Genomic DNA, 23,129 nt, shown 5'->3' with positions numbered 1-23,129 from the left:
GGTCGTGATGGAGGCCTACGTCCACGGTGTCTCGACCCGGAAAGTCGACGACCTGGTCAAGGCGCTCGGCGCTGACACCGGGATCTCCAAGTCGGAGGTATCCCGGATCTGCGCGGGACTGGACGCCGAGGTGGCCGAGTTTCGTGACCGCACCCTCGCCGCCCAGGACTTCCCCTACGTGTTCCTTGACGCGACCTACTGCAAGGCCCGGGTCGGGCACCGGATCGTGTCCCAGGCGATCGTCGTCGCGGTCGGCGTGGCCGCCGACGGCCGCCGGGAAGTGCTTGGCTTCGACGTTGGTAACAGCGAGAATGAGGGCTTCTGGACCAGCTTCTTGCGGTCGTTGAAGACCCGCGGCCTCGACGGGGTCAAGCTCGTCATGTCTGACGCTCACACCGGGCTGAAGAAGGCCATCGGGACCGTGTTCCAGGGCGCCGGCTGGCAACGCTGCCGGGTGCACTTCATGCGCAACGTTTTGGCCGTGGTGCCGAAGGGATCGCAGGAGATGGTCGCCTCGATCATCCGCACCATCTTCGCCCAACCCGACCGGGAGCACATCGAGAAGCAGTTCCGCGAGGTCACCACGATGCTCGGCCGCTCGCACCCGAAGGTCGCGACGATGCTCGTCGACGCGCAACCCGACCTGCTCGCCTTCGCCGCGTTCCCCAGGCGGCACTGGCGCCAGATCTGGTCCACCAACCCGTTGGAACGCGTGAACAAAGAGATCAAACGACGCACCGACATCGTCGGCGTGTTCCCCAACGCCGCGGCCCTGCTGCGCCTGGCCGGGTCGGTCTTGATCGAGCAGCACGACGAGTGGGAAGCCGGCGAAAGACGCTACTTCTCCGAAGCATCCATGCTCGAGCTGGCCGTCATGAACAACCCCATCGAGATCATCGACGGGGCGGTGATCCTCCCAGAACTCGCCGCCGCCTAAGCTGGAACAACTGACCCGCACGGTGTTGAGAAACTCCACCACTCAGCGGGACGTGACCCTGGATACGAGACGGCGCAACAGAACTAGTGACTCGCATGATCCGATTTGTGCACCATGTGGCGACGTGCAGACGAATGTGAAGATTCGTGCAGACGAGTACGAGAAACCACATCACTCCCCCGCAATTTCGTGGCGCCCGAGCGTCTCGGAAAGTCGTCTCACCGATGTTTGTGTCTCACGACTCTGGATAGGGCTTTTCGAGGCAGAATGAGCGTATGAGATTGCTTGGCTACACCCGCATCAGCACTTCGAGCCAGGACGCTCAACTCCAGCACGATGCGCTGGTCGCCGACGGGGTGCAAAAGCGCGACGTGTTCGCCGACATTACGTCCGGGAGTAAGACCGTGATCAAGCGGCCGGGGATGAGGAAGCTGCTCGAGCATGCCGAGCCAGGCGACACTGTCGTGGTGTGGCGGGTAGACCGCCTGGGACGCTCTTTGATTGATGTTCTGAACACAGTCACTCTGCTGCGGGAGCTCGGCGTGAATGTGCGCTCCATCTCGGACGGCATCGACCCGGCCACCACCACCGGCCGGCTCATGCTGAACATGCTGGCCACCCTCGCCGAATACGAACGCGAACTCATCGTGGAACGCGTCACCGCGGGCATCGCGGCAGCCCGCCAATCGGGCACCCGCTTCGGCCGGCCGCTCTCAGACCCGGTCGTGATCGCCGATAAACTCGCGATTGCAACCGACGCCCGGGCGAAAGGGCGCACCGCTGAAGACGCAGCTCGCCTCGTGGGTTGGAGCCGAGCAACTCTTTACCGCCATCAGCAGGCCCTCACTACCAGCGAAATCGCCGCAAGTTAGCGAAATTGTGCACGAGGGCGATCGCCCCAGGGCCAAGCGCCCCCGCCAAGCCGGTCGTAACTGCCGAACCCGCGGAAGCAACAGTTGAACCCACTGACAAAGCGCCACTTACGTGTAGTGATTCGGTAACAACCGACGCCGCAGTCGTCGCCCTCACGGGCATCGTTCCGTCTCGTCGCCTCTTAGGGCTGGCTCCGCATATTGAATGTGGTCGAATCCGTTTCGTTTGAGAACACGCGCGATTGTGGACACCGCTGGCAGCGGCCACGAACGTGACGAGTCGGCGTACTCCATTTCGGTTCTGATCGCCCGAGCACCTAACCAAGGATTCTCCTCACGGATGCGGACTATCTCCATTTCGATCTCCTCCGGAATGCGCGCTGGCGTGCTGTGCGGTCGAGTCGAACGACGTTTCAAGCCCTTCATTCCTTCAGTCTCGAAGCGTCGGTGATAGACGTAATAGGTCTGTCGGGATATCCCGAATCGCGTGCAAATCGAAGACAGAGTCCCCTCGTGCCGCTCAACTGCGCCGAAGACGGACAGCCAAAATTCTGAATCATCGAGCATGAAAACGTTCCCCCCAAGGACACGTCAGCGATGTCCCAAGCACGCTTGTCAGCGTTCAGCGGAGCACGATTGTCGGCAATCTGTTCGGCCAAACCAAGGTTTTTGAGGCAACCGCAAGAGTCGGTTTCGTTGGCAAATATCCACATACGTTGTGGCTTGTTCAAAACGAAGCGAGCCTCGATCGCGAGTCGGGGTTCTTAGAGAATAGCGAGTCAAACAAATGGCAATCACAGTTTCACAAGCAGAAGCGAACGGCCAAAGCCTGGCCGTTAACGGGTACAACGGCTCCATCCGAGATTGGGCCGGCTTGTGCCAGGCATTCATCTCGGATGCCACGCTCATGGACTCGGCCCCCTCCGCCTCCGACGCCCGTGGAAGCAGCGGGCAGGTGAACCCCAACTACAGCAGTGCGCCGCGAGGCGCCTTCCACTGGTGGAACTGCTGCGGCGGTGACGGGCACGTCGCACTTGACCTCGATGGTGGGGGCTCACGAGTGATGATGGCGAGCAGCGTAACGATGACGGTCGATTGGACCCACCACACCGGTACTATCTCTATCCCGCTCTACAACAATCGAACGGGAATGGATTACCTCGGTTGGACCGATAACTCAATTGGTCAGAGACTTTCCGACGCGGGAAGCAGCCCCCAGCCGCCCGTCGCACCAGTGGCAACCGAAGACGGAAAAACCCTGCAGAGACTCGCCCATATCGGGGGTTATACCGGTCCAATCGACGGTATCCCCGGTGTCGCGACCTGGAAAGGCGTCCAGTCTGTTCTACGCAGCTACAGCTACTCCGGCCCGATCGACGGAAACCCGGGTCAGAACACGTACGTGGCTCTGCAGAAGCTTGCGCAGGAGGGTGGCTATAAGGGTCCGTTGGATGGCGCCCCAGGTCCCGCGACATACGCAGGCGTCGCAGTCTGGGTCACCAACCACACCGGAAGCACTCCGATTCCCTCGACGCAGCGTGGAGTGTACGGGATCGACGTGGCACGCTATCAGACCGGCCTGAACTTCCCCGGTGTGAAAAATGCCGGATTTCAATTCGCGATCGTGCGACTCGGCGGGTCGAATGTTTCCATCTTCGTGGATTCTTTGTATCACCAGAACGTGGATGCGGCACGCACCGCCGGCATGATCGTGGGTCACTACTGGGTGGCCGGGACTGGAACGGCTGCGGCTGACGCGAAGTACTTCCTGGACCATCTCTATGACTACCGGGACGGTGACCTTCTCGCGCTGGACAATGAAGGCGTCGACTCCGGCGTCGTCTGGGACGACGCGCGCGTTGCTGCTTTCGTAAACGCAGTAAGGACGGCTACGGGTAAGGCAGCTTTCCATTACACGACGCGGAGCATCGCGGCCTCAAGGACTTGGGCGACCACACAAGCCACGGGGTCCAAGCTGTGGATTGCCGACCCCGATCATGCCGCCGGAAGTCCTCAGTACCCGAACTATCCGGACTGGGCAATCCACCAGTACGGAATGAGCTATCTCGGGGGCATCCAAACGGATGTCAACATGGCAAAACTCAGCGCTTTCACCGGATGGGCGACCCCGCCGTATGGCGAAACCATTCCGCCCACCGGCGCGGTCACTCCGGCTACACCCCCGAGTTCAATCAATAGTGCTCAGGCAGTAACGCTGCAGAAGATTGCCAAGCAGGGCGGCTACACCGGCCCGGTCGACGGAGTCATGGGCACGAACTCTTGGAAGGGGGTTCAGACCCTTCTCCACAGCCGTGGATACTACGACGGCCCGATCGACGGCGCCCCGGGGACTAACACTTACAAGGGCCTGCAGATGCTCGCGAAGGACTACGGATACACAGGTCCCATCGACGGTGCGCCCGGCACCAACACGTACATAGGCCTCGAAGGCTACCTCAGCGCGGTCGCAGGAGGCGTCGGTGCAATTTCGACTGCTGACGGGAAAACCCTGCAGCGCATCGCCAAAGCCGGCGGCTACACCGGAGCCGTGGATGGTGCTCTCGGAGTCAATTCCTGGAAGGGTGTGCAGACCGTACTCACCGGCTACAGCTACACCGGCCCATGTGATGGCGCCCCGGGCAGCAAAACCTACGCTGCGCTGCAGCGACTGGCCCAGAAGGGCGGCTATACGGGCGTGATCGATGGCGTGATGGGCACGAACTCGTGGAAGGGCGTCCAAACCGTTCTGCAGGGGTTCGGCTACACAGGTCCCATCGATGGTGCGCCGGGTACGAATACCTACATCGCCCTCCAGCGTATGGCGGGAATCGGTGGATACACCGGTCCAGCTGACGGGTCTCTTGGAAGCTTCTCATGGAAGGCTCTGCAGGCAATCTTCGCCGGCTGCTCCTACACGGGGCTCATCGATGGAGTACCGGGCACAAACACATACGCCACGCTGCAGTTGCTCGCAACTGTGGGCGGCTACGTTGGCCCCCTCGACGGGATCCCCGGCCCACGCACGTACGCGGCACTTTCGAACCTGATTCGTTAGTCCACCAAGAGCGACACAACATGTCCGCCACAGCGCCCCGGGGTTCGAAAGGGCCCCGGGGCTCTTCCCAACAGAACAAACGGCCGGCGTCTTGGCGGAACATCGCAGGGGTACTGGGGGCTCTCATCCCCACTGCAAACGCAATTCTCCTAAGCGTCCAGGCGACGCTGGCTCAACCCGGCGTCGACCGGGTGATTCCGGGATGGGTCTACGCGACCGTGAACGGTGGCGTCCTGATCGGAGCACTTCTGACCAAGATCATCGCCGAAATTATCAGCACACCAATCTTTCGTCTGTGGCGGCAGCAACGCGACGGCACGAACACTCCTGGCCCGCGCAAGCGCCTAGACGAGAAAAAGCAAGGATAAACCAAAATGACTGCCACTACCAGACACCCATGCCGTCACACCGGTGGGCCCGCTTCTGCCCCGTCGGCCCAACGTATACTGCACCTACAACGACGACGAATATGGGGGGCACTAAATGCACGTTCGACCTCGTGGGGTAATCCAAATTATGGGGATGACCACTCTACTTTTGGCGGCAGTCGGACTCACGGCTTGCGCGAACGCGGCGCCCGCCGCCACGAACTCAGCTTCCCCAGCGTCGCCGACATCAAGCGAGACGCCCACGGCAATCGCCTCACCAACGCCCGATGTCCCCGCAGCGGGCTGCGATTTCACGTCGACAAGGGAAATCTTCAATCCGGAGGATCCGGAGAACGACGGCCTCTTCTACATAAAACTGACCAACACTGCCTCTACGGGCTGCCAATTGTCGGGGTATCCGGACGCTGCCTTGGTCGACTCGTCCGGTCAAACCGTGGGGGGACCTGCTTCACAACTCAACGACATCCCGGACCAGGTAGTCTCCGTGGAACCCGGGGGCGCAGCCTACGTGCTGATTGGTTTCAGGGGCCGCGCCCACTTCCCGAGTTGCAACCTCGTAGGCGCGGATGCAATCCGGATTCGAATTCCTCAGACCGGCCAGGAAGTCCTGGCCGATGTGAAGGATCTCGCAATTTGCGACCAAGACACCGCGGGGTGGTTGACGTTCAGCATCGCGCCGACGAAGGACAACGTCATCTCCTAATTGGGCAATGGATCCGAGATGACCTCGGGGATCGATGGAATCTCCCCCTTTATCCACGTCGAGGCGGCTGGCCCGTCGCCACCGTCTACGTAGTCGTGGGCAGTTGACATGCGCATTCGAAGCGTGTATCTGCCCAGCCAAGATCCCATCGGGGCCTTGAGGTTCTACCGTGACACTTTGGGATTGCCTGCCTCCGAATCGAGCGTGCCTCCGCAAGTGATGGTCGGCACCACTGTGATCAACTTAGTACCCCGACGAGTCATAGAAGGCGCGATGCATCTAGCCTTCACCATCCCGCAAAACCAGGTGCATGCAGCCCACCGATGGTTGTCAGAAAGGGTGCAGCCCCTCAAGAAATCGGGCGCTGACACATATAGCCAACCTGCCCCATGGCAGTCTGAGTCGATCTACTTCAAGGGTCCTGACGACGTTATCCTTGAGCTGATCGCTCGGAAGGCGTTGGCAAATGCCACCGACGGGCCGTTCTCCAGCTCCGACCTTCTTTGCGTGAGTGAGGTAGGTCTGCCCGTCGCTGATGTGGTTGAGACTTCTGGACAGGCCTGCGAAGCTTTTGGCCTTGAGCCCTTGGGCCCCACGTCTGAACACTTCGCTGCCGTGGGCGATCAGGAGGGACTCCTAATCTTTGTCCGCCGTGGCCGGCCATGGATACCGACATTGAATGCAGTCGCCGTCTGCGGCCCCTCAGCCGTGGGCATAACGGACGTGCCAAGATCGTCCACCTTGGAACTCGATTTCGGCCGAATATCGAGCGTCCGAGGTTCGGGGGGATCGGTCGATGATCGCCGAGCGAGCGTCGTCCTTGACCAGACCATGCTCCCGGACGCTGCTGATCGGATCGCTCCGGAGCCCCAGTCGCTCGGTGCCCGAAGCCCGAGTCGCTCGGTGCCCGAAGCTCCAGCCTCATCTGCACACGAAACTGGAGGACCCTGGCAAGGCGAGCGGGTAATCGTGTGCGCACACTTCCGCCGAAAGCTCGCCCAGCGTTTCGACCCATCGGCGGCCGTCCATTCTGCGGATCCGCAACGCGACTTGGATCAAACCTTAGCGTTGAGCATGTCTCCACTCGGCTGGTGGCGCTTGGTCGGCCCTGGAATTGCGGGTGTCAACGTCGCATCCCACGGGCGACTTCAAGCGGCGGAAAGCGACAGCAGCCATGTCCGTTTTCGAGACGAGCTCGTTGAGCAGTTCGACGCACCTGAACAGCAAGCGTCCCAGACCTGAGTAAATGGTGTGAGCGACAACAACAACTTTGGGCCTCGACACTCCTTGGCAATCGCACCGGTTCCTGCTTCACGGAACCTGACAAAAGGAATCAGCGCTAGCGTTTGTGGAATGGAGAATCAGCCGTACATGATCGCAGCCGACCCCAGTGAACCCGGCTCCCGAGTCGTGGTCACTGAGCCGGATGGCCAGCAGCTGCACATCCGTCGTGAGGACGCTGACCCCGAACACCGGTTCATTGCCTACCGGCTCGCAGCGGGCTGGTTCGGCAATCTGCCGGCAGGGTACGAGACGGACTAGAAAAGGTCCATCACTATAAAGAACCTCGGAGAATCAAACACGGGGTCCTACACATCCTCGTAACCAGCAGCGAGGTCGTAGATCCGGAGGTCTACGGCGGTGATATCACTCGCCGAGACGAGCTTGTAGTGAGCCTCTCGCCGGATGACGACTCGGTCGTCTTGCACTGTCAGGTCGAAAAGCGCGATGAGTCCGTCACCTGCGAACTGCACCGAGATGTTGCGGCAAATCATTTCTGGCCACTTCACGGCGCAGGCCGCCATGTCCTGCTCGACTTGAGTAATCCCGAGCCTGTCCGATCCCCCTTTGGCCTGTACTGGCAGGATGAACTGGCGTCCATACCGGTCGACGGCGGCGTAGATCTCGTCTACTTCGACCTGTCCGATATCGGCGACGTTCGTCCGAAGGTGGTTCTGCAAGGAGTACGACGCCACGCCCAGAAAGATATCGATGAGGCGGTTATAGCGGACCTTCGCCAGCAGCGCCTGTTCGTCACTTAGTGCTGCTGCAGCGATGATTTCCGGAGTCGCGTCGGGGATCTTCGTCACGCTCAGAGACGGATTTGGCGTGATCGGAATCTGTGCGGGGATCGCGTCGAACCTGTACTTTCCATCTCCCGAGCCGCGGATGATCCATTCCATGCCCTTCAGAGCCGTGGCGTTGATTGCAGAGGGCATGTCCTTCCTGAAGCGATATGTGTAGGGGATGTCACCCAAATTCTTGACACGTTTCAGCCCCAGCGCCTCGGCACCCACGTCGAGATCTTCCCTGTCCCACTCGACGCGAACATCGCCTTTGAGATAGTGATGTTTGAAAACCCAGTTGAGGATCTGCTCGTAACGGGGTGGTTCCTTCGCGGCCACGCTCAGCCGACCTTGCGATCACGCTGCGGGATCACTCGTTCGGTGAGTTTAAAATGCTCATGGGCCTGGCCTGAAGTCATATACAGCAGGTCGGTCGAGCCGAGCTTGACCGGCTTCCCCTTCGTCGGCGTCACGCAGTCAGCAGCGAGGATCGCGGCGCCAACTGCACGCCCTAGTCGAGCAGGAACAGAGTTCCCAATTTGGCGGAAGCCGTTCCACTTTGTGACGTGGAACCTGAACCAATCTGGGTAGCCGTGCAAGCGCGCCGCTTCTCGCACAGTTATGACGCGCGAGTGCACCGGGTGGATCGGCCGCGGCGCCGTGTACGCTCCACGGTCCGATGCGGTTCCAGCTCGAAGGGTGTTGCAGAGGCCGTCGGGGTGAAGTCGCAAGAATCTACTCACTTTTTCAGTCGTGCCCGGCTCGGCGGCACGGAACCTGTCGATTGACTTTTTGGTGTGCACGGTACGGGCGGATGAGGTCAGTTCGTCGGCTATGCGCGGACGAGGGCGGGAGAAATCAGTGGGGTCCGACTTGGAGCCGCGCAGCCTGGAGGCGTACTGGCTTGCTGCTCCGTATTCGACAGATTCGATGTTGTCGTCGTGCAGCAGCTCGTCGAAGAGGTCGGCGTCAGGGAGGTCCCCCAGTGCGTCCAGCACGCTCGGCCCGAGTGGCAGCGTCGAGCTTTTCGGTACGTCCCCTTTGATGGTGCGCGGGGTGTGAGTCGCTTTGGGGTACTCAGGAAGTTCGATGTCGTTACGCGCTCCTAAGAGGAAGACTCGTCGCCGCGACTGGGGTGCGCCGTACTCCGCGGCCTGAAGTACCGTAATCGGAGTTACGACTCGGTAGTTGCCGCTGGCCTCAACCGTTTCCACGACCTCATCAATGAGCTGACGATGCCCGCCGATCATGAGTCCGGCCACGTTCTCCATCAGGAAGTAGCGCGGTTTCAGCTCGAGGACAACGCGAACAAACTCTTTCAGAAGCAAGTTCCGGGGGTCGTCGATGGCGCGGCGACCGATCATGGAGATGCCTTGGCAAGGCGGCCCGCCTGCTACGAGATGGATCTCCCGGTCACCTATCTCGGATTCCTCGCGGATCTGAGCCCCAGATATCTTAGACACGTCGGCGCAGAACGTCTTGCCTTGCGGGAAGTTGAACTCGTGTACCGCGGCGTGAATGGGATCGTACTCGACGGCGGCCGCGATTTCGTACCCGGCCTGTTCAAGGCCAAGCGAGAGGCCTCCGGCTCCTGCAAAGAGATCCACTGCGAGTGGCCGGCGAACGTCAATCAACATGGGTCAAAGACTATCTTCGTCGATCGATGTTCGCCGAATCGAGGACTCCGCGCCGCGTGTCGCCTGCCTCACACCGGCAGTGGGGATTCCTCGCCTGAACCAGTGTCAGACGCGGTTGAGGTTTCGAGGCTGCTGGCACTGTTGAATGCGTCTTCGGTGTAGCCCGCTGGCAGTGAAAACGCCCCCGGCCGGGAGAGTGAACGGCCAGGGGCGTTGCTCATGGGGCGTGGCTATGCTTCGTTATTCGTCGTGGCGCGTGCCGCTCGACGATCACGCTCGTCAGCGCTTTCAGCGCGTTCGTTGCGATGGTGCGTGTCACCGGCGCGAAGCCCTCGCCCCTGGATGGGGCGTCGGCCGCGGAGTCGATTACGCCTGGTCGTCTGGCTTCCTGTTGCGGCGGATCTGCGCAACGGCGCGACTGAGGTCGGCGCCGATGTAGTCGGCGTCGATGACTCGACCAAAGGTCTTGGATCCTTCGGCGCCCCAGCTGTTGGTGTGCTCGCGACCGACGACGATCACCGCGTCGCCCTTGTGGAACGTCGCCGCTGCGTTCTCGCCTAGCTCGAACTTGGCTTCTACGAAATGCGTCGTCGGGTCCACGTGCTCCATGTACCTTCCGGCGCGATACTCCCCCGTGTTCTCGATGACTCTAAACTTCGTGATGTTGAGACTGCCGGCCTTCACTACGTCGACGTCGGCGGCGAGGTTCCCAATGATCGTGCGCTGAGTTGACATGTGCTCTGTTTCTTCGGTTGATTGTGCGGTTGTGTGCGGTTCTGAACTAGATGGCTAATGCGGTGATGATTTCGGGCCGGAACCCGGACCAGCTGGTGGACTCCATCTCGACGACTGTGTAACTGACGCCCACCTGGTCAAGCTTCATCTTCGTCATCCGACACGGCTGGCACTCTGGCAACGTATAGACGACCACTGACTCACTCATAACTCCGCCCCTCCCCCACCAACAATTTTTCGTGCCTGTCTGGCAGAGGGAATCGATTGAGAGCGGGAACGCCGCAGTGCAGGGTCGTGGAAACACTGGAACGGGCGCAGCGAGTGAGGATATGCCGCGAAAGCCTGGAACGAGAGGCACGCAGCAAACTACGGTGAACGGCCAGACAGACGCAACCATCACAGGCTCTACAGTGCCGCACAGCGGCTCCCCTCGGTGCCGGCCTCCGTGCCGGTGACCGTCTTGAATGGCTATTTTGTTTGGTACTTCTCGCGTATGGCGGCCTCGACAACGCTACGGATCGTTGCGCCGTCTTCCGCGGCCGAAGCTGCGTCGATGAGTTCGAGAACATCGGGGGCCAGCCGGGTACTGAACGGCACCGTGGCCTCGCGGCGTGGGCGGCCGCGACGCGGTGCGGCGCCGGCCGTAGCCACGGGGGCCTGAAAGGCCACAGGGGCGGCCTGGGGGGTCGGTGCGCTCTGGCGGTAGTCCACCGGGTCTACGCGTTCGTCGGGTGCCGCCTGCGGCTTGCGGCGGCGGCTGAGGTCTGGTCGATCTTGCTGCTGGTCGCTCATCGAATCACCTGGTTCACGATCTTGGTGTAGGCGGCCACGACGGGCGCGCCCTTCCTGTAGTTGCCGTACCACTCCCCCGTGAGGCGAACTTCTTGAATGATTGCCCTTTCGGGCACTAGGGGCATGAGAAGCATTCCGGTGTCGCGCAGCTCGTCCGTGCTGGCAACGGCTGGTCGGGAAGGGATTGTCTCTTGGACCCTGCCGCAGACGATCCCGGCCTCTGAGAGCGTGATGGGTGCGCCGATGCGCTCCCTGCTGAGGCGGAACTGTTCGACAGTGCGCCGTGCGCCTGCAACGCCGTCCACGCCGTCACTGGAGGCCGTGGCGGCATAAACAATCGAGTCGGCAGCATTCAACGCTGACAGGATGAGCGGGCCGCCCTGCCTGTTGGGGCAGTCGATAACCACCAGGTCAGCGGAGATACCGACAAGTGCCGTTCGTAGTCTCAATTCGGCGTGGTCTGCTCGATCAGCCTCACGGTTGGAGACGTTGCGAGCGGAAGGAATCACGCGGAGATTCTTTGACCAGGTGGACTGCACGGCCAAGTCCTCGCCCCATCCTTGCGGGTCTTCGTCTCCGAGAATCGCGCCGACGTGGAGGCCTTCACCGGAGGGTGCGACGTCGAGCCATTTGGTCGCTGCCGCACGGGGGTCAAGATCAACCAGGACCGTCCGCCGGCCTTGGTCGGCGGCGGTCATTGCGATCGATACGGCGGTAGTCGTTTTCGAGACGCCGCCCGATTCGCTGTAGACCATTAATGTTTGCATGCTTTCAATCATTCCTGCTTGCATTCCTTCTGTCAATCATTCCTGCATTCTGTCTTTCTATCTTTCTGTCTTTCTGTCTTTCTGTCTTTCATGCATTAATTATTCGACTCGAAGAACGGGCAACACTTCGCTATCGCGCCTACGGGGGAGTGTGAGGGGGTCGCCCCTCACCGGCCGGCCCGCGAGGGCCAGCCGGCAGTTGGTCCTGGCTAGTCGGCCTCGACAAGGCACTGGGGGCAGCTCTTGGCGATTGCTAGGGCGCGGTCGAAGTCGTCCATGCGGTGCAAGCTCTGGTGGTCGGCGCATGCGCAGAATCGTTCGGTCATGGTGTTGCCTTCCGGCTGGGGGAGGGGCGGCCCTGGCCGCCCCTCCGGGTCGTTAGTCGTTTACGCGGGTGAGGGTGTCGACGAAGGTCACGTATCCGGCGCTGGCGATCGTTGCTGTGTGCGCCAGCGTGTATCCGGCTTGTGCGTGGCTGTGCAGATCCTCGCCACGCTTGGCGAGCTGACGGGTACGGCTCCAACTGTTGTCGTCGATTTTGGTGACTCGCGTCTGGATTGTTTCGATGCTCATAGTGACCATTGCTCTTCCTCCCGTGCTGCTAGATGTTGCGGAGCATGCTGACGATGGTGGGGAACGGCGACAGGTTCTCAATGAGCGTGTCGACGCTTCCCGGGTCGGGCTTTTGGGCGAAAGCCTTCTGGACCCGCGCGAACTGGCTATCGCTGAGCCCTACGGTTTGGCCTTCGGGGTTGGTGCCGACTGCGATGGCGGTTCCAAAGATCACGGTCGGGTTGCCGAGCCGATGGGCGAGCACGGTTGCGGGCAGGTTCAGGGTCGACCCGTTGATGAGTCCCTCATCATCGACGAAAAGGTCGATGCTGTCGGCCACGTCGACGACGGCGAACATACGGCAGCCGATGGCGGCCGCGATGTCGTTGTCACCCTTCGCGCTGTCCAGGTCGAGCGTGGTGATGGTTTCGGTCGGGTCGATCTTGACGCTGCGGATGGTGGTGGTCATGGTGTTTCCCTCTCCAAGGATGGTGAGATAAGCGGGGTCCCGGGCTCTCATGGGCAGTGGTTGTGTTGTCGTCCACCGTTTCTCTGCCCTTGGTGGCAAGAGAAATCGATTGAGAGCGGGAGTGCCGTAGTGCACGCAATCTGGTGCGAAATAAGGGAGCTTGCGACCGCGCTCCAGATTGTGGGTGACGCAGGCACGGAGCGAACTACGATGATCGGCCACCAAGGGAAGAAAAGTTCTGTCAGGGTCAGGCCGGCGCAGCCGGCTCCGCGTGGATCCGGCCTCCGTGCCGGATTCACCTGGGGGAGTGTGAGGGGGCGCCGTCCCCCTCACGGCCGACCTCGTGAGGGTCGGCCCGGCGGTCAGGTGGTGGCAGTTGACCTGGCGGTTACGTCGTCTTGGTCGCCTTCCCAGAAGTGGCCTAGTCCGGCGTCGACCATGCTGCGGATCAGCGCGGCCGCGTTGATGCCGCGTGCAGCTCGATCGGGAAAAGACAGGGTGACGGTGATGCTCTGGGTGGGGGCAGCCTGGTCGACGTCGCCGTGCTGCGCGTCGGTGGCGTATTGGTACGTCCACGCGATCGCAACGGCGCCACTCGGGCCGTCGCCTTGGGGAGTGATACCGGCGCGGTGTTCGTCCTGGCCGGGGTGGGGTGCTCTGCTGCAGCTCCACTGGATCCCGACAACGTCGACGGTCGTCGTTCCATATCTCGCCCCGGTGGGACTGAGGTCGGCGTCGGGGACGTCCTGGTCGAGCTGGTGCGCCTCGAGCGTGGCGGGACGTTGGTAGGTGATGATCATGGCCGGATCTCTTGTCGTCCCTGTGTCGGGACCGTTCTCGAAGGTGGGTGCCGGGCTGGGCCGGCTGTACTTGGTGGGGGAGTGTGAGGGGGTGTCCCCTCACGGCCGGCCCTGGGTGGGCCGGCCGCTGGGGCGGGACTACTCGGGCCGCACGAGCTGCTGAATCTCGGCGTACGGGGCGGTGTCGGTCCAGGTGTAGCCGGTGGTGACGCTGACCGTTTTGAGGTTGGCGCGCACGACGTCGCGCCACTGGCCGCGGATCTTCACCCGGTCGCCCTTCTTGACGGTGGAGCGGTCGTAGCCGGTGGCCGTGCCGCTGGCGACCTGGGCGGCGCGTACGGCTTCCCAGTAGGCGATCTGGTCGCGCTTCTCGTCGATGTGCGGGGCGAGGCGTGTCGCCCGGGCCTGGATCTGCTCGGCGGTGGCGTCGATGTAGCCGCGTGTGTCGCCGTAGCACTGCGCGGTTATGCGGCGTTCGAGCTTGCGGAGCTCAGCGCCCAACGTTTCGATGCGGTTGGCCACGGTGACCGGGTTGTAACGGGCGTCTGTGGTGTGGGTGGCCGCGTCGGCGCGGGCCTGGGCGACGGTGGCCTCTGCGCTGGCTTCGACTGATTTACGCATGGCGGTATCTGCTTTGGCGATCGCGTTACGGTGGCGGCCTTCGGAGTGGTGGCCAACCTTGATCGGCTCGCCTCCCTCGGGCAGCCGGTCCAGCGCCGCGCGGGCCTTGTCGTAGGCAGCATCTTCCGCGCCGGTCTTGCGCTCTGCCTTCGCGGCCAGGGCGTCGACCCGGTCGGCCTGGCGCTCGATCTTTCCGGCCTCGACGTCGGCGGTTGCGCGGTGGCTGCTGTCGATTTCGGTTGTGACCTCGAACCCGGCGGCTTCAAGCGCCGTCTTGGTGCGGGTGATGGTGTGCAGCTTGGGCAGGCGGTCGCGGGACTGGGGGACGAACCATGCGCTGATGCTGCGACCCCAGCGCCATCCGGTGGACTTGAGGACTTCGGCGGTTCCGTCGCCTCGGCTGGTCCCGTCGATCATCGTTCCGGCTTCGTGGGTGTGGGTGATGGTGAGCATTAGCGGGTTCCTCTCGGGGTTGCACTGGCGTTGACGCGGGAGCCGTTCGGGGTCATGACGATGACGAACCGGCTGCGGGGGTTGGGGTAGCTCTGGCTGTTCCAGTAGGTCGACATGTCGGCGCTGCTGAGCAGGCTTTCGGCCCCGAGCACTCCGGGAGTCAGGGGCGGAAGCTGAGTGGTGAGCATGAGTCTTTTTCCCTCGGTCTAGGCGAAGCTGTCGGCGTAGCGGCTGGCGGTGCAGGTTTCGCCCGGCTGAGTGTCTGCGGCACCTTCGGACCGGCAACCGCTGCAGGCGCACCCACCGGCGTAGCGCTCCCGGGGATAGGTGTTCTCGTACGGGTAATCTGACTCAGCCATGGGTTCTCTCCCTCTTGAACAACTGTTTTTTTGCCCTATCTGGCAAGAGAAATCGATAGCGACCGGGAGTGCGTAGTGCACGGATTCTCGGGCGAAATAAGCCCGCAGGGCGCGTCCGAGAATTTGGGCACGGAGGCACGGGAGGGAGCTACGGTGAAACGCCAGAAAGGACAAAAAGGCCCTTGGGACAGTGCCGCGCAGCGGCTCCAAATTGCTTGCGACGGCATCGCCGTCGTGGTTTCAGAGTGATATCACTCTGATATCCCCCGGCCGCGCAACGGCTCAAATTGGGGGATGGGTACAGCGGCCGCGCCGCTGTTCTGTCACGGCCCGTCAGGGGCGTGTGCCTGGGTGCAGGTTCCGGCCTCCGTGCCGGTGCCGGGGACGGAAGAACCCGGCGCGACAGTTTCGGGTACTGTCGCGCCGGGTCGGGGAAGAAGCTACTCCTGAGTGCCCTTAGCGGCTACGGCTTCGACTGCCTTGGTCGCGGCCTTCTCCGCAACGGTGTCGATCACGATTTGCTCAACGTCGCTGAGGCCGTAGCCCCATGCTGCCAGCTGCTCGAAGTATCGGGCGCTAGTGGCGTTCGGGTATCGCCATGTTTCCTTGCTGGTGCTGTCCTCGATACCGGCCAGGACGATTGCGAGGCTGACGTGCTGCGCCTTGGTGGGGGTCTTTTCCACCAGTGCAGCGAGCTTGTCGGCATCCCCGTAGTTCGCCCGCTTCATGCCGAGCAGAGTGTGCGCGAGCACGTTTCCGTTCTGGATGGCTTTGCCGACCATGCTGTGGTGCACGGTCAGGCCCACGGTGATGGCCTGGGTGGCATCCTTCGGGAGCGTCTTACGGCTCAGGAACTCTGCCAGCCATTCGCGGCGCACGACCTCAGCGCTGGCCCACGCCTTGTTGTTGGCGATCAGGGTCTTACGTTCGTGCTTCTGCTCTTCGGTCATCGGGCCGCTGGTGGCCCCGCTGCCGCTGGACTTGCGGAATCCGGCAGTCTTGGGGTCTTTCAGGAAGTAGCGCACGGTGGCCGTGTCGCTGTTGCTGTACGCGTACACGTAGGCGGCGCGGCCTTCGCTGGTAGCGATGTGCTCGGCGGTGACTGATTCGCCGTCTGCGGTGGTCAGGTAGGTGATGCTCGTGTAGTCGGTTTCGTAGGATCCACGGTCGCGGTCCAGAACCTCGAAGCCGCGCGCGATCAGGTCGGCGGCCGCGTCTGCCTTCATCGTCGCTACCCGCTTGTCGTCGCGTGCGCGCTGCGCTGCGTGGTCGAACTGCTCGGGGCTGGTGGTGGCAATGTCGATGAGTACGGACACGGTTTCGTCGTCGCCCTCGAACTCGATCAGCGCGGCAGCCTGGTCGAGGGTGAGTGAGTGGCTGACGATGGCGGATGCCGCGACGGCGTTCTCTGCGACAGCGATTCCGGCCTTGACTGTGGCGGGCTTGCTGCCCAGTCGCTTGGCGATCACGGCGGGGGTCAGTCCCTCGAAAGCCAACTGCTGGAATGCGGCAACCCGGTCGGCGTCGGTGACGGCCTCGCGGTGATCGTTCTCGGCCATCTGCTGCACGATGCGCTCGACGGTCGTTTCGTCGGCGGCAACGATGTAAGCGGGGATGGTGGCTAGTCCGGCCTCACGAGCGGCGAGGGTGCGGCGCTGACCTGCTCGCACGATGATGTTGCCCTGGTCGTCTCGCCGGGCGAGGATCGGCGTCAGGACGCCGTTTGCCTTGATGCTGGCCACGAACTCGCGGCCGAGCTGAGCTTCGGTGCGCACGTTGGCTTCTACAACGATCAGATTCGGGTCAATGTGCTCGATGGTGCCGACATTTACGGTGGTGTTAGTCATTGGGTTCTCTCTCCATCAACTGTTTTTTTGGCCTGTCTGGCAAGAGAAATCGATTGAGAGCGGGAGTGCTGTAGTGCAGGGTCGTGGAATACCGCAGCGCAGCGAGGATATGCCGCGAAAGCCCGAAACGAAGGCACGGAGCGAACTACGATGACCGGCCAGACAGACGAAAAAAAGAAACAAGGCGGCCGCGCAGCGGTCCCAGGCCCACAGGGCTCACCGGAGGTGGTTTCTCTGCCGATTAGGCAGCGCTCGACCACCAGAGCGAACCAGGGGCCAACATTCCGTTGACGGCCCAATAGCGGGCCATGCGGTGATCACCCCGGCCGTCGCGGTCGCGGGGGTAGAGCGGCCAGCTGCGTTCACCTGGCCGGCTGTCGGTGAATTCGAGAGTGCGGCTCGTGACGTGGAGTCGGCGCATGCGGGCTCGAGGCGCTGTGGTCATCCGGTCAATTTCTGCGTGCCACCATGCCCACACTTCACGTTCGGCTCGATACCGTTCGGTTCGATCAGCCAGGGCGCCGGCTACTCCCTCGGTGCGAGCTGCATGGTCCCGAAGATCCCTCTTGGACCTGGCCCAGCCCTCGGAGTGTTTGACGATGAGCTTGTGACGGCGGAGCCGGCTGAGGATGGTAGCGGTGTGCCTAGTCGAGACACCCAGTAGACGAGCAGCGGTTTCAACGGTCAGTGCGGGGATCTGGCGTAGGAGTGCGTAGACCTTCCCGGCGAGGTGTCCAAGGCCAGCACGGGTGAACAGGTCGTGGCGCTGGTCGGTGAGTTGGTTCTCGAGCTCAGTGACCAACGCGGCCCTGAGGTTAAAGAGTTCGGAGGGGGGGCGGGGGTTATTGAGTAGTTGTGGCCGGACTGTACCGGGGGTTGTGGAAAACTCGCGGAGTAGGCGCCATTCGGCGGCGTTGCCGTCATCGCAGGGCGTCACTCGTTCGATGAATCCATCCCGTGCGAGGGCTGTGAGGGCGTCTGCGGCCGTGGTGCGGCCGAGCCCTCCCATGAGTGCCAGGTCGCGGGTGGAGGCCGCTACGACCCGTTTCCCGGTCTGCAGGGTCAGGTAGGCCAGGGAGAGCAGGATTGTGCGCTGCGAGATTGCCTTCTCGGTGCGACCCCACCGGCCGGGGGAAGCCGTCAGGCGGCTCAGGAGCACGTCTACGTCGGTGACGAGGGCGTTCAGCTCCGTGAGGTCGGCGGGCTCACGGGAAGCCGGCAGCGGGCGTTGTACGGCCGCGAACTGCAGGGCCTTGGCCCACTGGCGTTCCAGTCGGGCGCGGGCTTCGCCCGTGGTTCGGTTGTGGCGGCTGCCTCGGCCGTTGTTCTTGGTGCGGTAGTGCTCCATGCCCGGCGCGCTCTTCGCTGCGTGCGCGACGTCGCCTAGCGTCCATCCGGCGTTGGCTGCGGAGAGCAGGCACGCAAACCCGGTCCAGCTGGGGTTGCTGCCGCCGCCGATCGTGGCCATGTGGGCGGTGCCTGCGCGGCTGAGGGTGCGGTGCGCCCTGTGGTGCTCGTTCACCGGACCGGCCGGGGCGCTGCCGGCTACGCGCAGCGCCGGCTTGCGCGTGTCGAGAGCCGCGGTGAGGGCGTCGAGGTCGTCGAGCGTCGTTGTGGCGGCGGTGAGGGCGTCGAGGTCGCCCCAGAGCACGGTGGAGCTGCTGCCGTCGCGGTGCGGCGACAGGGGCGGGCGGGCGGCGCCGGTACGCGGGTTGTTGAGCATGCCGTGGTCGAGGGTGCCGAAGTTGGCGTGTGCTGCGCCGGAGAGGGTGACCATGCGCCCGGCCGCCGCGCCCTCGCGGAGGGCAATCCAGATGTGCCGGCCGCCGGTGCCGGAGGACTGGCAGACGACGTGCGCGATCGACAGGCTGTCGAGGATGCGGGAGAGTGCGTCGCACTCGTCGTGAGCCTGTTCCATGAGGTCGACGTCGACCTCGCCCTTGATCTTGCCGTCGAAGTCGAAGCAGAGGACCCGGAAGAATCCGCGTTCGTCGGCCAGGTTCATCGCCCACGGCGTCGTGGGGGAGTGCGGCCCGACGCGTTGCACGCTGGGATAGGCGTTCTCGTCGAGACGGCCGTAGGCGTCCCGTTTCATCACGCGCACCTGGTCGCGGGGGCTGATTCGTCGCGTCAAATCCCAGGCTGTCCACGTTTTGGAGGACACGCCGGAAATATCTTGGCGCGTTTTGCGGTCGAAAACAGCGCTATCAGGTACTATCAGGTCATCACCTTCCTCCGGTTGGTGGTACTTCAAAGGCCCGGTTCAACCGGATCTTTACTGGAAGAGCTCGAACCTCGTGCCTGGCAGCTGAGAGGGTTTGAGCACCAATGCTTCAAGGCCCGTCGTGAAAACGACGGGCCTTATGCGTTAATCGGAGTCGATGGGCAGCTCCTCGTTGGTCTGCTTGGGCCACCACACGGGCAGGTTCGTACTTTCGTCAACCTCGATCTGAGCAACCAAGCGCTCAAAGAACACGGCAGAAGAAACTCCTGCGCTCTCCGCGATCGAGTCGAACCGCTCTTTTGACGCACGCTCAACCTCGTACCCGATGGAAATCGGGTCTTTCAGTGTGCCGCGTGCGCGACGTCGAGTAGCCATAGATCAATTGAACCCTAGCCCCATGGTTAACGCGCCAACGGTGTGGGCGTGTCGCATTTATTCGCCCTCATTTCGTGCCGGTCCACAAACGCGCGCTGATGCTGGGGCGGCCTGCACATCGTGAGGGTCGCTGAGTTGGCACGCCGGGCAAGCGGTGGCGGACAGCGGGCTGCTAATGCCACAGCTGCGGCAGGGCGAGCTGTTGACCGGCCGCGCTGCGCCCGCGGCGAGGTCAGCCGTGTTGCCGGAGGCGTCGAGGATCTGCACGTACGCGTCCGGGTGGATGGCCAGAGCGTAGGTGCCGGCTACGTCGATGACGTGGACTCGGACGGGCCGGTGCACCTGGCGGGCGGTCGCCGTGCAGCGGGCGATCACGCCCGCACGGAGCCGGGCCAGGTCGACGGCGACCAGCGGGAGAGAGGTTCCGTTGATCGTGAGTTCGCCGGTCAGGTTCTCGCGGATCGTCGCGTCGATCCGGGGGTAGGCAGGGATGAAGCTCATTCGTCGTAGTTCCGTGAACAGGTGTCGTCGCACAAGGTCTGGCCAAACAGCGCATAGAACTGTTCGGGATCTACCCAGTTAGGAGCAAGCGAGTCATTTGCGAGTGCTGCAACATCTGCGTTGGTAGTTCCAAAGGCGCTGACCCTGATATCAAGGTGGCAACCGGTACTAGGTGCTTCATTTCCGATCGCCGTGATTTGCTGACCGATGGCCACCTGGTCACCCACCGCTACGGCTCGATCCGTCACGTGACTGTGGAGGTAGGAGACGATGTAGCCCTCCGGGCTCTTGACCGAGAGGGTAAGCCGATCGGAAAGAGTGACCGTGCCGGGGGCGATCGCGTAGACCGGCGTCCCGCAAGCGCCTGAGAGGTCGTCTGCGGGGTGGTAAGTGCTGGCACCTGCGACACGACCTGGCCGGGGGCCATAGTTATCGCTCATGTTGAACGGCTTTGTGAGCGGGAACCCTACGGGGCCGTCAGCGCAGCCTCCCGATGCCGGCGCAGCGGCCGCTCCCTCTTGGCTGGTGTCGCCATTGAGGGCCGCGGTGATCTGTCCAGCACCGTCCCAATACGTTGTGTAGAAGTAGGGATCGGCGTTTCCCTGGACGGCATGTGCGGCGAGCGTCGGTTCAATCGATTCCCAGTTCGCTACGCCCGGAAGTCGCTCATAGAACTTGGTGGCAGATGTGAACGGGTCGAGACGCTCTTCGGTGGTTCCCCAGCTGCTTTGCTGCTGGAAGGGACCGATTGAATCGGCAATTGATCCGTCTGGGTTAATCGCGTTGTCACCGTACGTGAGCGATTGGAGGCTGGATTCACCCATAGCCGTCATGACGCCGAGCTGCTGCGCCCGCGCGTTTAGGCCGAGCTGCTTTGCCGCGTTCATGATCCCCGCGGCGACCACAAGCTGGTCGTGGTCGAAGCCGGCTATCGGTCCCGAAGGGACCTTGGAGACGTCGACGGTTGAGGCAGTGCCGCCGCCGCACGCGGCCGCGGCGCTACTGCCACCTCCCATGAGAATCAGAAAGATCCCGAAAATCCCGCCGATTACTAGGACGGGTACTAGCAACAAGACGATTGCGCCCCCAGAGCCGTTCTTTTCCCCCACGGTTGTCTACCTGGCTGGGGGTGTGAGTCGGTCGGCCAGCCACGCGTCGGTCGGAGCCTGGCGAGTGAGTGAAACGACGTAGGGCCCGATGTTCGTCGGGACGCTCACGAGCAGCGCGTATTCGGTGGCTCCGTCAACGACGGATCCTGCGCCCGTGACTTCGTTCACGGGCACCTTGGCGGGGTTGGTACCGGCGTATGCCGTGCCTGCTTCCTGGGTGAGGTATGGATACAGGCCATTGATCCACGTCGTTTCATCGACGCCTGGGCGAGCGAACGCAGTCATTAGTTTCTCTGCGACGGTCACCGCGGCAGCAACGCTCGTCTCGTCAGCCGGCGCCGGCGTGGCAATCTCGATTCCGTCGTGCAGGTCGTCAACTGGTGCCGACTCTGTTGGAATCGCGCTCGAGGTGGACGCCGGTGTGACGTCGGCCTGCGTGGAGCAGGCAGAGAGTCCCGCGACGGTTACCGTGACGGCCAGAATGGCCGTTACAGCCCTCACAGGCCCTCTGCGACGGCTGCTGCAGCTGCGAGCCATGCGCGCTTCGTAGCGGGAGCCAGAGCGTCGTAGCGGAGCTTTCCGCCGTGCAGCGCGTCGTCATACGGGATGGTGACAGCGCGGCGGGCGAGAACGGCGAAGCCGTCCGCGATCGCCTGGGCGCCGCTGGCCGTTTTTTCGGACTGAGAGACGATGACGACGGCGTTGGCTGCGAGCTGCGCGGAACGCTCGTCGCGCTGCGCGAGTGCTTCGAGCAGGAGGGCGCCGGCCTCGGCGGATTCGTCGAGGGCGGTCGTGGCGATGACGAGCTGGTTTGTCCGCTCGATCATCTGCTGCCAGCGTTCGGCGCTCTCGTCGTTGCCGGAGTCAACGAACACGAGCCGGAAGTATTTGCTGGCGACCTGGTGGAGTGAGTCGAACTCTGCGCGGGTGATCTTCTGTTCGGCTGACAAGACGATGGGGTTGGAGCGAAGCACGTCGTACTTGTCGCCGGTCTGGTGGTGCACGTAGTGCGCCAGATCCGACGATTGCGCGCCGGGCGAGAGTAGGCGGTTGGTCTGGGGCAGCAAGTCCTGCACGGTGGCGTCGTGGCCGCCTTGTTCCGTGCGCCAGCCGAGCGTGCCGCGCGTCTCGTTGTTATCCCATGCGAGTACCCCGGATCCGCCGTAGCGGGCGAACACGGCCGCCAGGATCGCGGTCGAGGGCGTCTTGTTGGCCCCGCCTTTGCCGTTCACGATGGAGATAGTTCGCGGGCCTGCCCAGTGCTGACTAACCGCGTGCACGTCGGCACGTTCGGCCATTTCCTCAGCGGATGGGGCGACCTGGATTCCGGCCCGGCTGAGCATTCCGCGCCAGCCTCTCGACGCGGGCTCCTGCGGGGTTTCCTGAACGAGGAAGGATGCTCGTGCAGCGCGGCGCTCACTGGTGACGACGGGCTCGGCTGCGTCCTTGATTGCCGCCCTGGTCGTGGCCGGCGGCGGGCTGATCATCGCGGCGGGTGCGACTGCTGGCGCGTCCTTAACCTTGCTCTGGGCGGCGGGTGGTGCAGTGACGATCCGCGAGGGCGTGGTGTCGTCTTTTTCGTTGTAGACGAAATCGCCCACGGCCTCCACCTTGCCGTCAGGGTGAACGTTCAGCCGACCCTGGCCCAGCGCGTCATCGGTGACCAACAGCACGGGACGTCCAGCCATGCGGGCGCGGCCCGTCACCTGAGAGAAGATCTGGGTGCGCACATCGGCATCGTCCGTCCCGGTGACGTCGTGCTTCACGCCGTCGACGTCGAGGACGCCAGTCAGGTCGCCCCGAACAGTCGCGTAGATGGTGGGCTGGTCTGGATCGTGCTGAGCCATAGTCGGCCTTTCGATTTTG

25 protein-coding genes are annotated in these 23,129 nt (G+C 62.9%); 5 read left to right on the top strand and 20 right to left on the bottom strand.

The features are described from left to right. A partial coding sequence (locus E3O60_RS16960) for an IS256 family transposase (RefSeq protein ID WP_241990565.1) occupies positions 1–937 on the top strand: 937 nt, incomplete at its 5' end. Positions 938–1,212: 275 nt separating this feature from the next. Further along, positions 1,213–1,809, top strand: a complete 597-nt coding sequence (locus tag E3O60_RS16955; RefSeq protein WP_088458194.1) for a recombinase family protein — start codon at positions 1,213–1,215, stop codon at positions 1,807–1,809. 153 nt (positions 1,810–1,962) lie between these two features. Here E3O60_RS16955 and E3O60_RS19180 read toward each other — a convergent pair whose 3' ends face one another. Further along, positions 1,963–2,376, bottom strand: a complete 414-nt coding sequence (locus E3O60_RS19180; protein ID WP_088458195.1) for a leucine zipper domain-containing protein — start codon at positions 2,374–2,376, stop codon at positions 1,963–1,965. Positions 2,377–2,596: 220 nt separating this feature from the next. On the opposite strand from E3O60_RS19180, the gene E3O60_RS16945 reads away from it, so the two are divergent. From E3O60_RS16945 to E3O60_RS16935, 3 genes are all read left to right on the top strand, one after another. Then, on the top strand, positions 2,597–4,864 hold the full coding sequence (locus tag E3O60_RS16945; protein ID WP_088458196.1) for a GH25 family lysozyme: 2,268 nt from the start codon (positions 2,597–2,599) through the stop codon (positions 4,862–4,864). Between the two features lie 522 nt (positions 4,865–5,386). After that, positions 5,387–5,956 carry a DUF4232 domain-containing protein gene (locus tag E3O60_RS16940; RefSeq protein ID WP_166789017.1) on the top strand — a complete coding sequence of 190 codons (570 nt, stop codon included), beginning with the start codon at positions 5,387–5,389 and terminating at the stop codon, positions 5,954–5,956. A gap of 1,353 nt (positions 5,957–7,309) precedes the next feature. After that, on the top strand, positions 7,310–7,498 hold the full coding sequence (locus E3O60_RS16935) for a hypothetical protein (protein WP_088458198.1): 189 nt from the start codon (positions 7,310–7,312) through the stop codon (positions 7,496–7,498). Between the two features lie 47 nt (positions 7,499–7,545). Here E3O60_RS16935 and E3O60_RS16930 read toward each other — a convergent pair whose 3' ends face one another. The 19 genes from E3O60_RS16930 to E3O60_RS16845 all read right to left on the bottom strand — a co-directional run bounded on the left by E3O60_RS16930 (position 7,546) and on the right by E3O60_RS16845 (position 23,110). Then, positions 7,546–8,361 carry an endonuclease gene (locus tag E3O60_RS16930; protein ID WP_088458199.1) on the bottom strand — a complete coding sequence of 272 codons (816 nt, stop codon included), beginning with the start codon at positions 8,359–8,361 and terminating at the stop codon, positions 7,546–7,548. Positions 8,362–8,363: 2 nt separating this feature from the next. Continuing rightward, on the bottom strand, positions 8,364–9,659 hold the full coding sequence (locus E3O60_RS16925; RefSeq protein WP_088458200.1) for a DNA cytosine methyltransferase: 1,296 nt from the start codon (positions 9,657–9,659) through the stop codon (positions 8,364–8,366). Positions 9,660–10,025: 366 nt separating this feature from the next. Then, complete coding sequence (locus E3O60_RS16920) at positions 10,026–10,394, bottom strand: single-stranded DNA-binding protein (protein ID WP_088458201.1); 369 nt, start codon at positions 10,392–10,394, stop codon at positions 10,026–10,028. Positions 10,395–10,440: 46 nt separating this feature from the next. Next, positions 10,441–10,602 (bottom strand): glutaredoxin domain-containing protein, encoded by a 162-nt coding sequence (locus E3O60_RS16915; protein WP_121678519.1) that lies wholly within the window; start codon positions 10,600–10,602, stop codon positions 10,441–10,443. Positions 10,603–10,862: 260 nt separating this feature from the next. Next, on the bottom strand, positions 10,863–11,186 hold the full coding sequence (locus tag E3O60_RS16910; RefSeq protein ID WP_088458203.1) for a hypothetical protein: 324 nt from the start codon (positions 11,184–11,186) through the stop codon (positions 10,863–10,865). Further along, a complete protein-coding gene (locus E3O60_RS16905) occupies positions 11,183–11,965 on the bottom strand; it encodes a ParA family protein (RefSeq protein WP_240632530.1) in 783 nt (260 codons plus the stop codon). The genes E3O60_RS16910 and E3O60_RS16905 overlap by 4 nt, the downstream gene beginning before the upstream one ends. 366 nt (positions 11,966–12,331) lie before the next feature. Further along, a complete protein-coding gene (locus E3O60_RS16900; RefSeq protein ID WP_088458204.1) occupies positions 12,332–12,526 on the bottom strand; it encodes a hypothetical protein in 195 nt (64 codons plus the stop codon). Positions 12,527–12,554: 28 nt separating this feature from the next. Further along, complete coding sequence (locus E3O60_RS16895) at positions 12,555–12,974, bottom strand: DUF3846 domain-containing protein (protein ID WP_166789016.1); 420 nt, start codon at positions 12,972–12,974, stop codon at positions 12,555–12,557. 362 nt (positions 12,975–13,336) lie between these two features. After that, positions 13,337–13,774 carry a hypothetical protein gene (locus tag E3O60_RS16890; RefSeq protein WP_088458206.1) on the bottom strand — a complete coding sequence of 146 codons (438 nt, stop codon included), beginning with the start codon at positions 13,772–13,774 and terminating at the stop codon, positions 13,337–13,339. A 138-nt stretch (positions 13,775–13,912) separates the two neighbouring features. Then, entirely contained in the window at positions 13,913–14,848 is a 936-nt protein-coding gene (locus E3O60_RS16885; protein ID WP_088458207.1) for a DUF3560 domain-containing protein, read from the bottom strand. Beyond that, positions 14,848–15,036 (bottom strand): hypothetical protein, encoded by a 189-nt coding sequence (locus E3O60_RS16880; RefSeq protein ID WP_088458208.1) that lies wholly within the window; start codon positions 15,034–15,036, stop codon positions 14,848–14,850. The genes E3O60_RS16885 and E3O60_RS16880 overlap by 1 nt, the downstream gene beginning before the upstream one ends. Before the next feature lie 18 nt (positions 15,037–15,054). After that, positions 15,055–15,207, bottom strand: coding sequence for a hypothetical protein (locus tag E3O60_RS18580; protein WP_166789015.1), 153 nt, complete (start codon positions 15,205–15,207; stop codon positions 15,055–15,057). Positions 15,208–15,647: 440 nt separating this feature from the next. Then, entirely contained in the window at positions 15,648–17,054 is a 1,407-nt protein-coding gene (locus E3O60_RS16875; protein WP_088458209.1) for a ParB/RepB/Spo0J family partition protein, read from the bottom strand. A gap of 241 nt (positions 17,055–17,295) precedes the next feature. Further along, positions 17,296–19,149, bottom strand: a complete 1,854-nt coding sequence (locus E3O60_RS16870; RefSeq protein ID WP_241983677.1) for a hypothetical protein — start codon at positions 19,147–19,149, stop codon at positions 17,296–17,298. Between the two features lie 273 nt (positions 19,150–19,422). After that, complete coding sequence (locus E3O60_RS16865; RefSeq protein WP_088458210.1) at positions 19,423–19,653, bottom strand: hypothetical protein; 231 nt, start codon at positions 19,651–19,653, stop codon at positions 19,423–19,425. A 57-nt stretch (positions 19,654–19,710) separates the two neighbouring features. Next, positions 19,711–20,154 (bottom strand): hypothetical protein, encoded by a 444-nt coding sequence (locus E3O60_RS18575; RefSeq protein ID WP_166789014.1) that lies wholly within the window; start codon positions 20,152–20,154, stop codon positions 19,711–19,713. Then, positions 20,151–21,263 (bottom strand): M23 family metallopeptidase, encoded by a 1,113-nt coding sequence (locus E3O60_RS16855; RefSeq protein WP_240632532.1) that lies wholly within the window; start codon positions 21,261–21,263, stop codon positions 20,151–20,153. Before E3O60_RS16855 ends, E3O60_RS18575 begins: the two co-directional genes overlap by 4 nt. A gap of 6 nt (positions 21,264–21,269) precedes the next feature. Next, complete coding sequence (locus E3O60_RS16850) at positions 21,270–21,764, bottom strand: hypothetical protein (RefSeq protein ID WP_134480672.1); 495 nt, start codon at positions 21,762–21,764, stop codon at positions 21,270–21,272. Beyond that, a complete protein-coding gene (locus E3O60_RS16845) occupies positions 21,761–23,110 on the bottom strand; it encodes an ATPase (protein ID WP_088458213.1) in 1,350 nt (449 codons plus the stop codon). Before E3O60_RS16845 ends, E3O60_RS16850 begins: the two co-directional genes overlap by 4 nt. Between the last annotated feature and the right edge of the window lie 19 nt (positions 23,111–23,129).

Origin of the sequence: Cryobacterium sp. TMB1-7, assembly GCF_004402435.1 — a bacterium.
In the GTDB taxonomy this organism is placed as follows: Bacteria; Actinomycetota; Actinomycetes; order Actinomycetales; family Microbacteriaceae; genus Cryobacterium; species Cryobacterium zongtaii.
Note: the sequence above shows the minus strand (reverse complement) of the source record. Positions and strands in the feature narration are given on the sequence as shown.

Coding starts and splice junctions, on each gene's coding strand:
- E3O60_RS16905 (WP_240632530.1), bottom strand. CDS start 11,965: ATGATTGAAAGCATGCAAACATTAATGGTCTACAGCGAATCGGGCGGC.
- E3O60_RS16915 (WP_121678519.1), bottom strand. CDS start 10,602: ATGAGTGAGTCAGTGGTCGTCTATACGTTGCCAGAGTGCCAGCCGTGT.
- E3O60_RS16900 (WP_088458204.1), bottom strand. CDS start 12,526: ATGAGCATCGAAACAATCCAGACGCGAGTCACCAAAATCGACGACAAC.
- E3O60_RS16880 (WP_088458208.1), bottom strand. CDS start 15,036: ATGCTCACCACTCAGCTTCCGCCCCTGACTCCCGGAGTGCTCGGGGCC.
- E3O60_RS16940 (WP_166789017.1), top strand. CDS start 5,387: ATGACCACTCTACTTTTGGCGGCAGTCGGACTCACGGCTTGCGCGAAC.
- E3O60_RS16875 (WP_088458209.1), bottom strand. CDS start 17,054: ATGACTAACACCACCGTAAATGTCGGCACCATCGAGCACATTGACCCG.
- E3O60_RS16870 (WP_241983677.1), bottom strand. CDS start 19,149: ATGAAACGGGACGCCTACGGCCGTCTCGACGAGAACGCCTATCCCAGC.
- E3O60_RS16935 (WP_088458198.1), top strand. CDS start 7,310: ATGGAGAATCAGCCGTACATGATCGCAGCCGACCCCAGTGAACCCGGC.
- E3O60_RS18575 (WP_166789014.1), bottom strand. CDS start 20,154: ATGAGCTTCATCCCTGCCTACCCCCGGATCGACGCGACGATCCGCGAG.
- E3O60_RS16895 (WP_166789016.1), bottom strand. CDS start 12,974: ATGACCACCACCATCCGCAGCGTCAAGATCGACCCGACCGAAACCATC.
- E3O60_RS16845 (WP_088458213.1), bottom strand. CDS start 23,110: ATGGCTCAGCACGATCCAGACCAGCCCACCATCTACGCGACTGTTCGG.
- E3O60_RS18580 (WP_166789015.1), bottom strand. CDS start 15,207: ATGGCTGAGTCAGATTACCCGTACGAGAACACCTATCCCCGGGAGCGC.
- E3O60_RS16955 (WP_088458194.1), top strand. CDS start 1,213: ATGAGATTGCTTGGCTACACCCGCATCAGCACTTCGAGCCAGGACGCT.
- E3O60_RS16890 (WP_088458206.1), bottom strand. CDS start 13,774: ATGATCATCACCTACCAACGTCCCGCCACGCTCGAGGCGCACCAGCTC.
- E3O60_RS16885 (WP_088458207.1), bottom strand. CDS start 14,848: ATGCTCACCATCACCCACACCCACGAAGCCGGAACGATGATCGACGGG.
- E3O60_RS16920 (WP_088458201.1), bottom strand. CDS start 10,394: ATGTCAACTCAGCGCACGATCATTGGGAACCTCGCCGCCGACGTCGAC.
- E3O60_RS16925 (WP_088458200.1), bottom strand. CDS start 9,659: ATGTTGATTGACGTTCGCCGGCCACTCGCAGTGGATCTCTTTGCAGGA.
- E3O60_RS19180 (WP_088458195.1), bottom strand. CDS start 2,376: ATGCTCGATGATTCAGAATTTTGGCTGTCCGTCTTCGGCGCAGTTGAG.
- E3O60_RS16945 (WP_088458196.1), top strand. CDS start 2,597: ATGGCAATCACAGTTTCACAAGCAGAAGCGAACGGCCAAAGCCTGGCC.
- E3O60_RS16865 (WP_088458210.1), bottom strand. CDS start 19,653: ATGGCTACTCGACGTCGCGCACGCGGCACACTGAAAGACCCGATTTCC.
- E3O60_RS16910 (WP_088458203.1), bottom strand. CDS start 11,186: ATGAGCGACCAGCAGCAAGATCGACCAGACCTCAGCCGCCGCCGCAAG.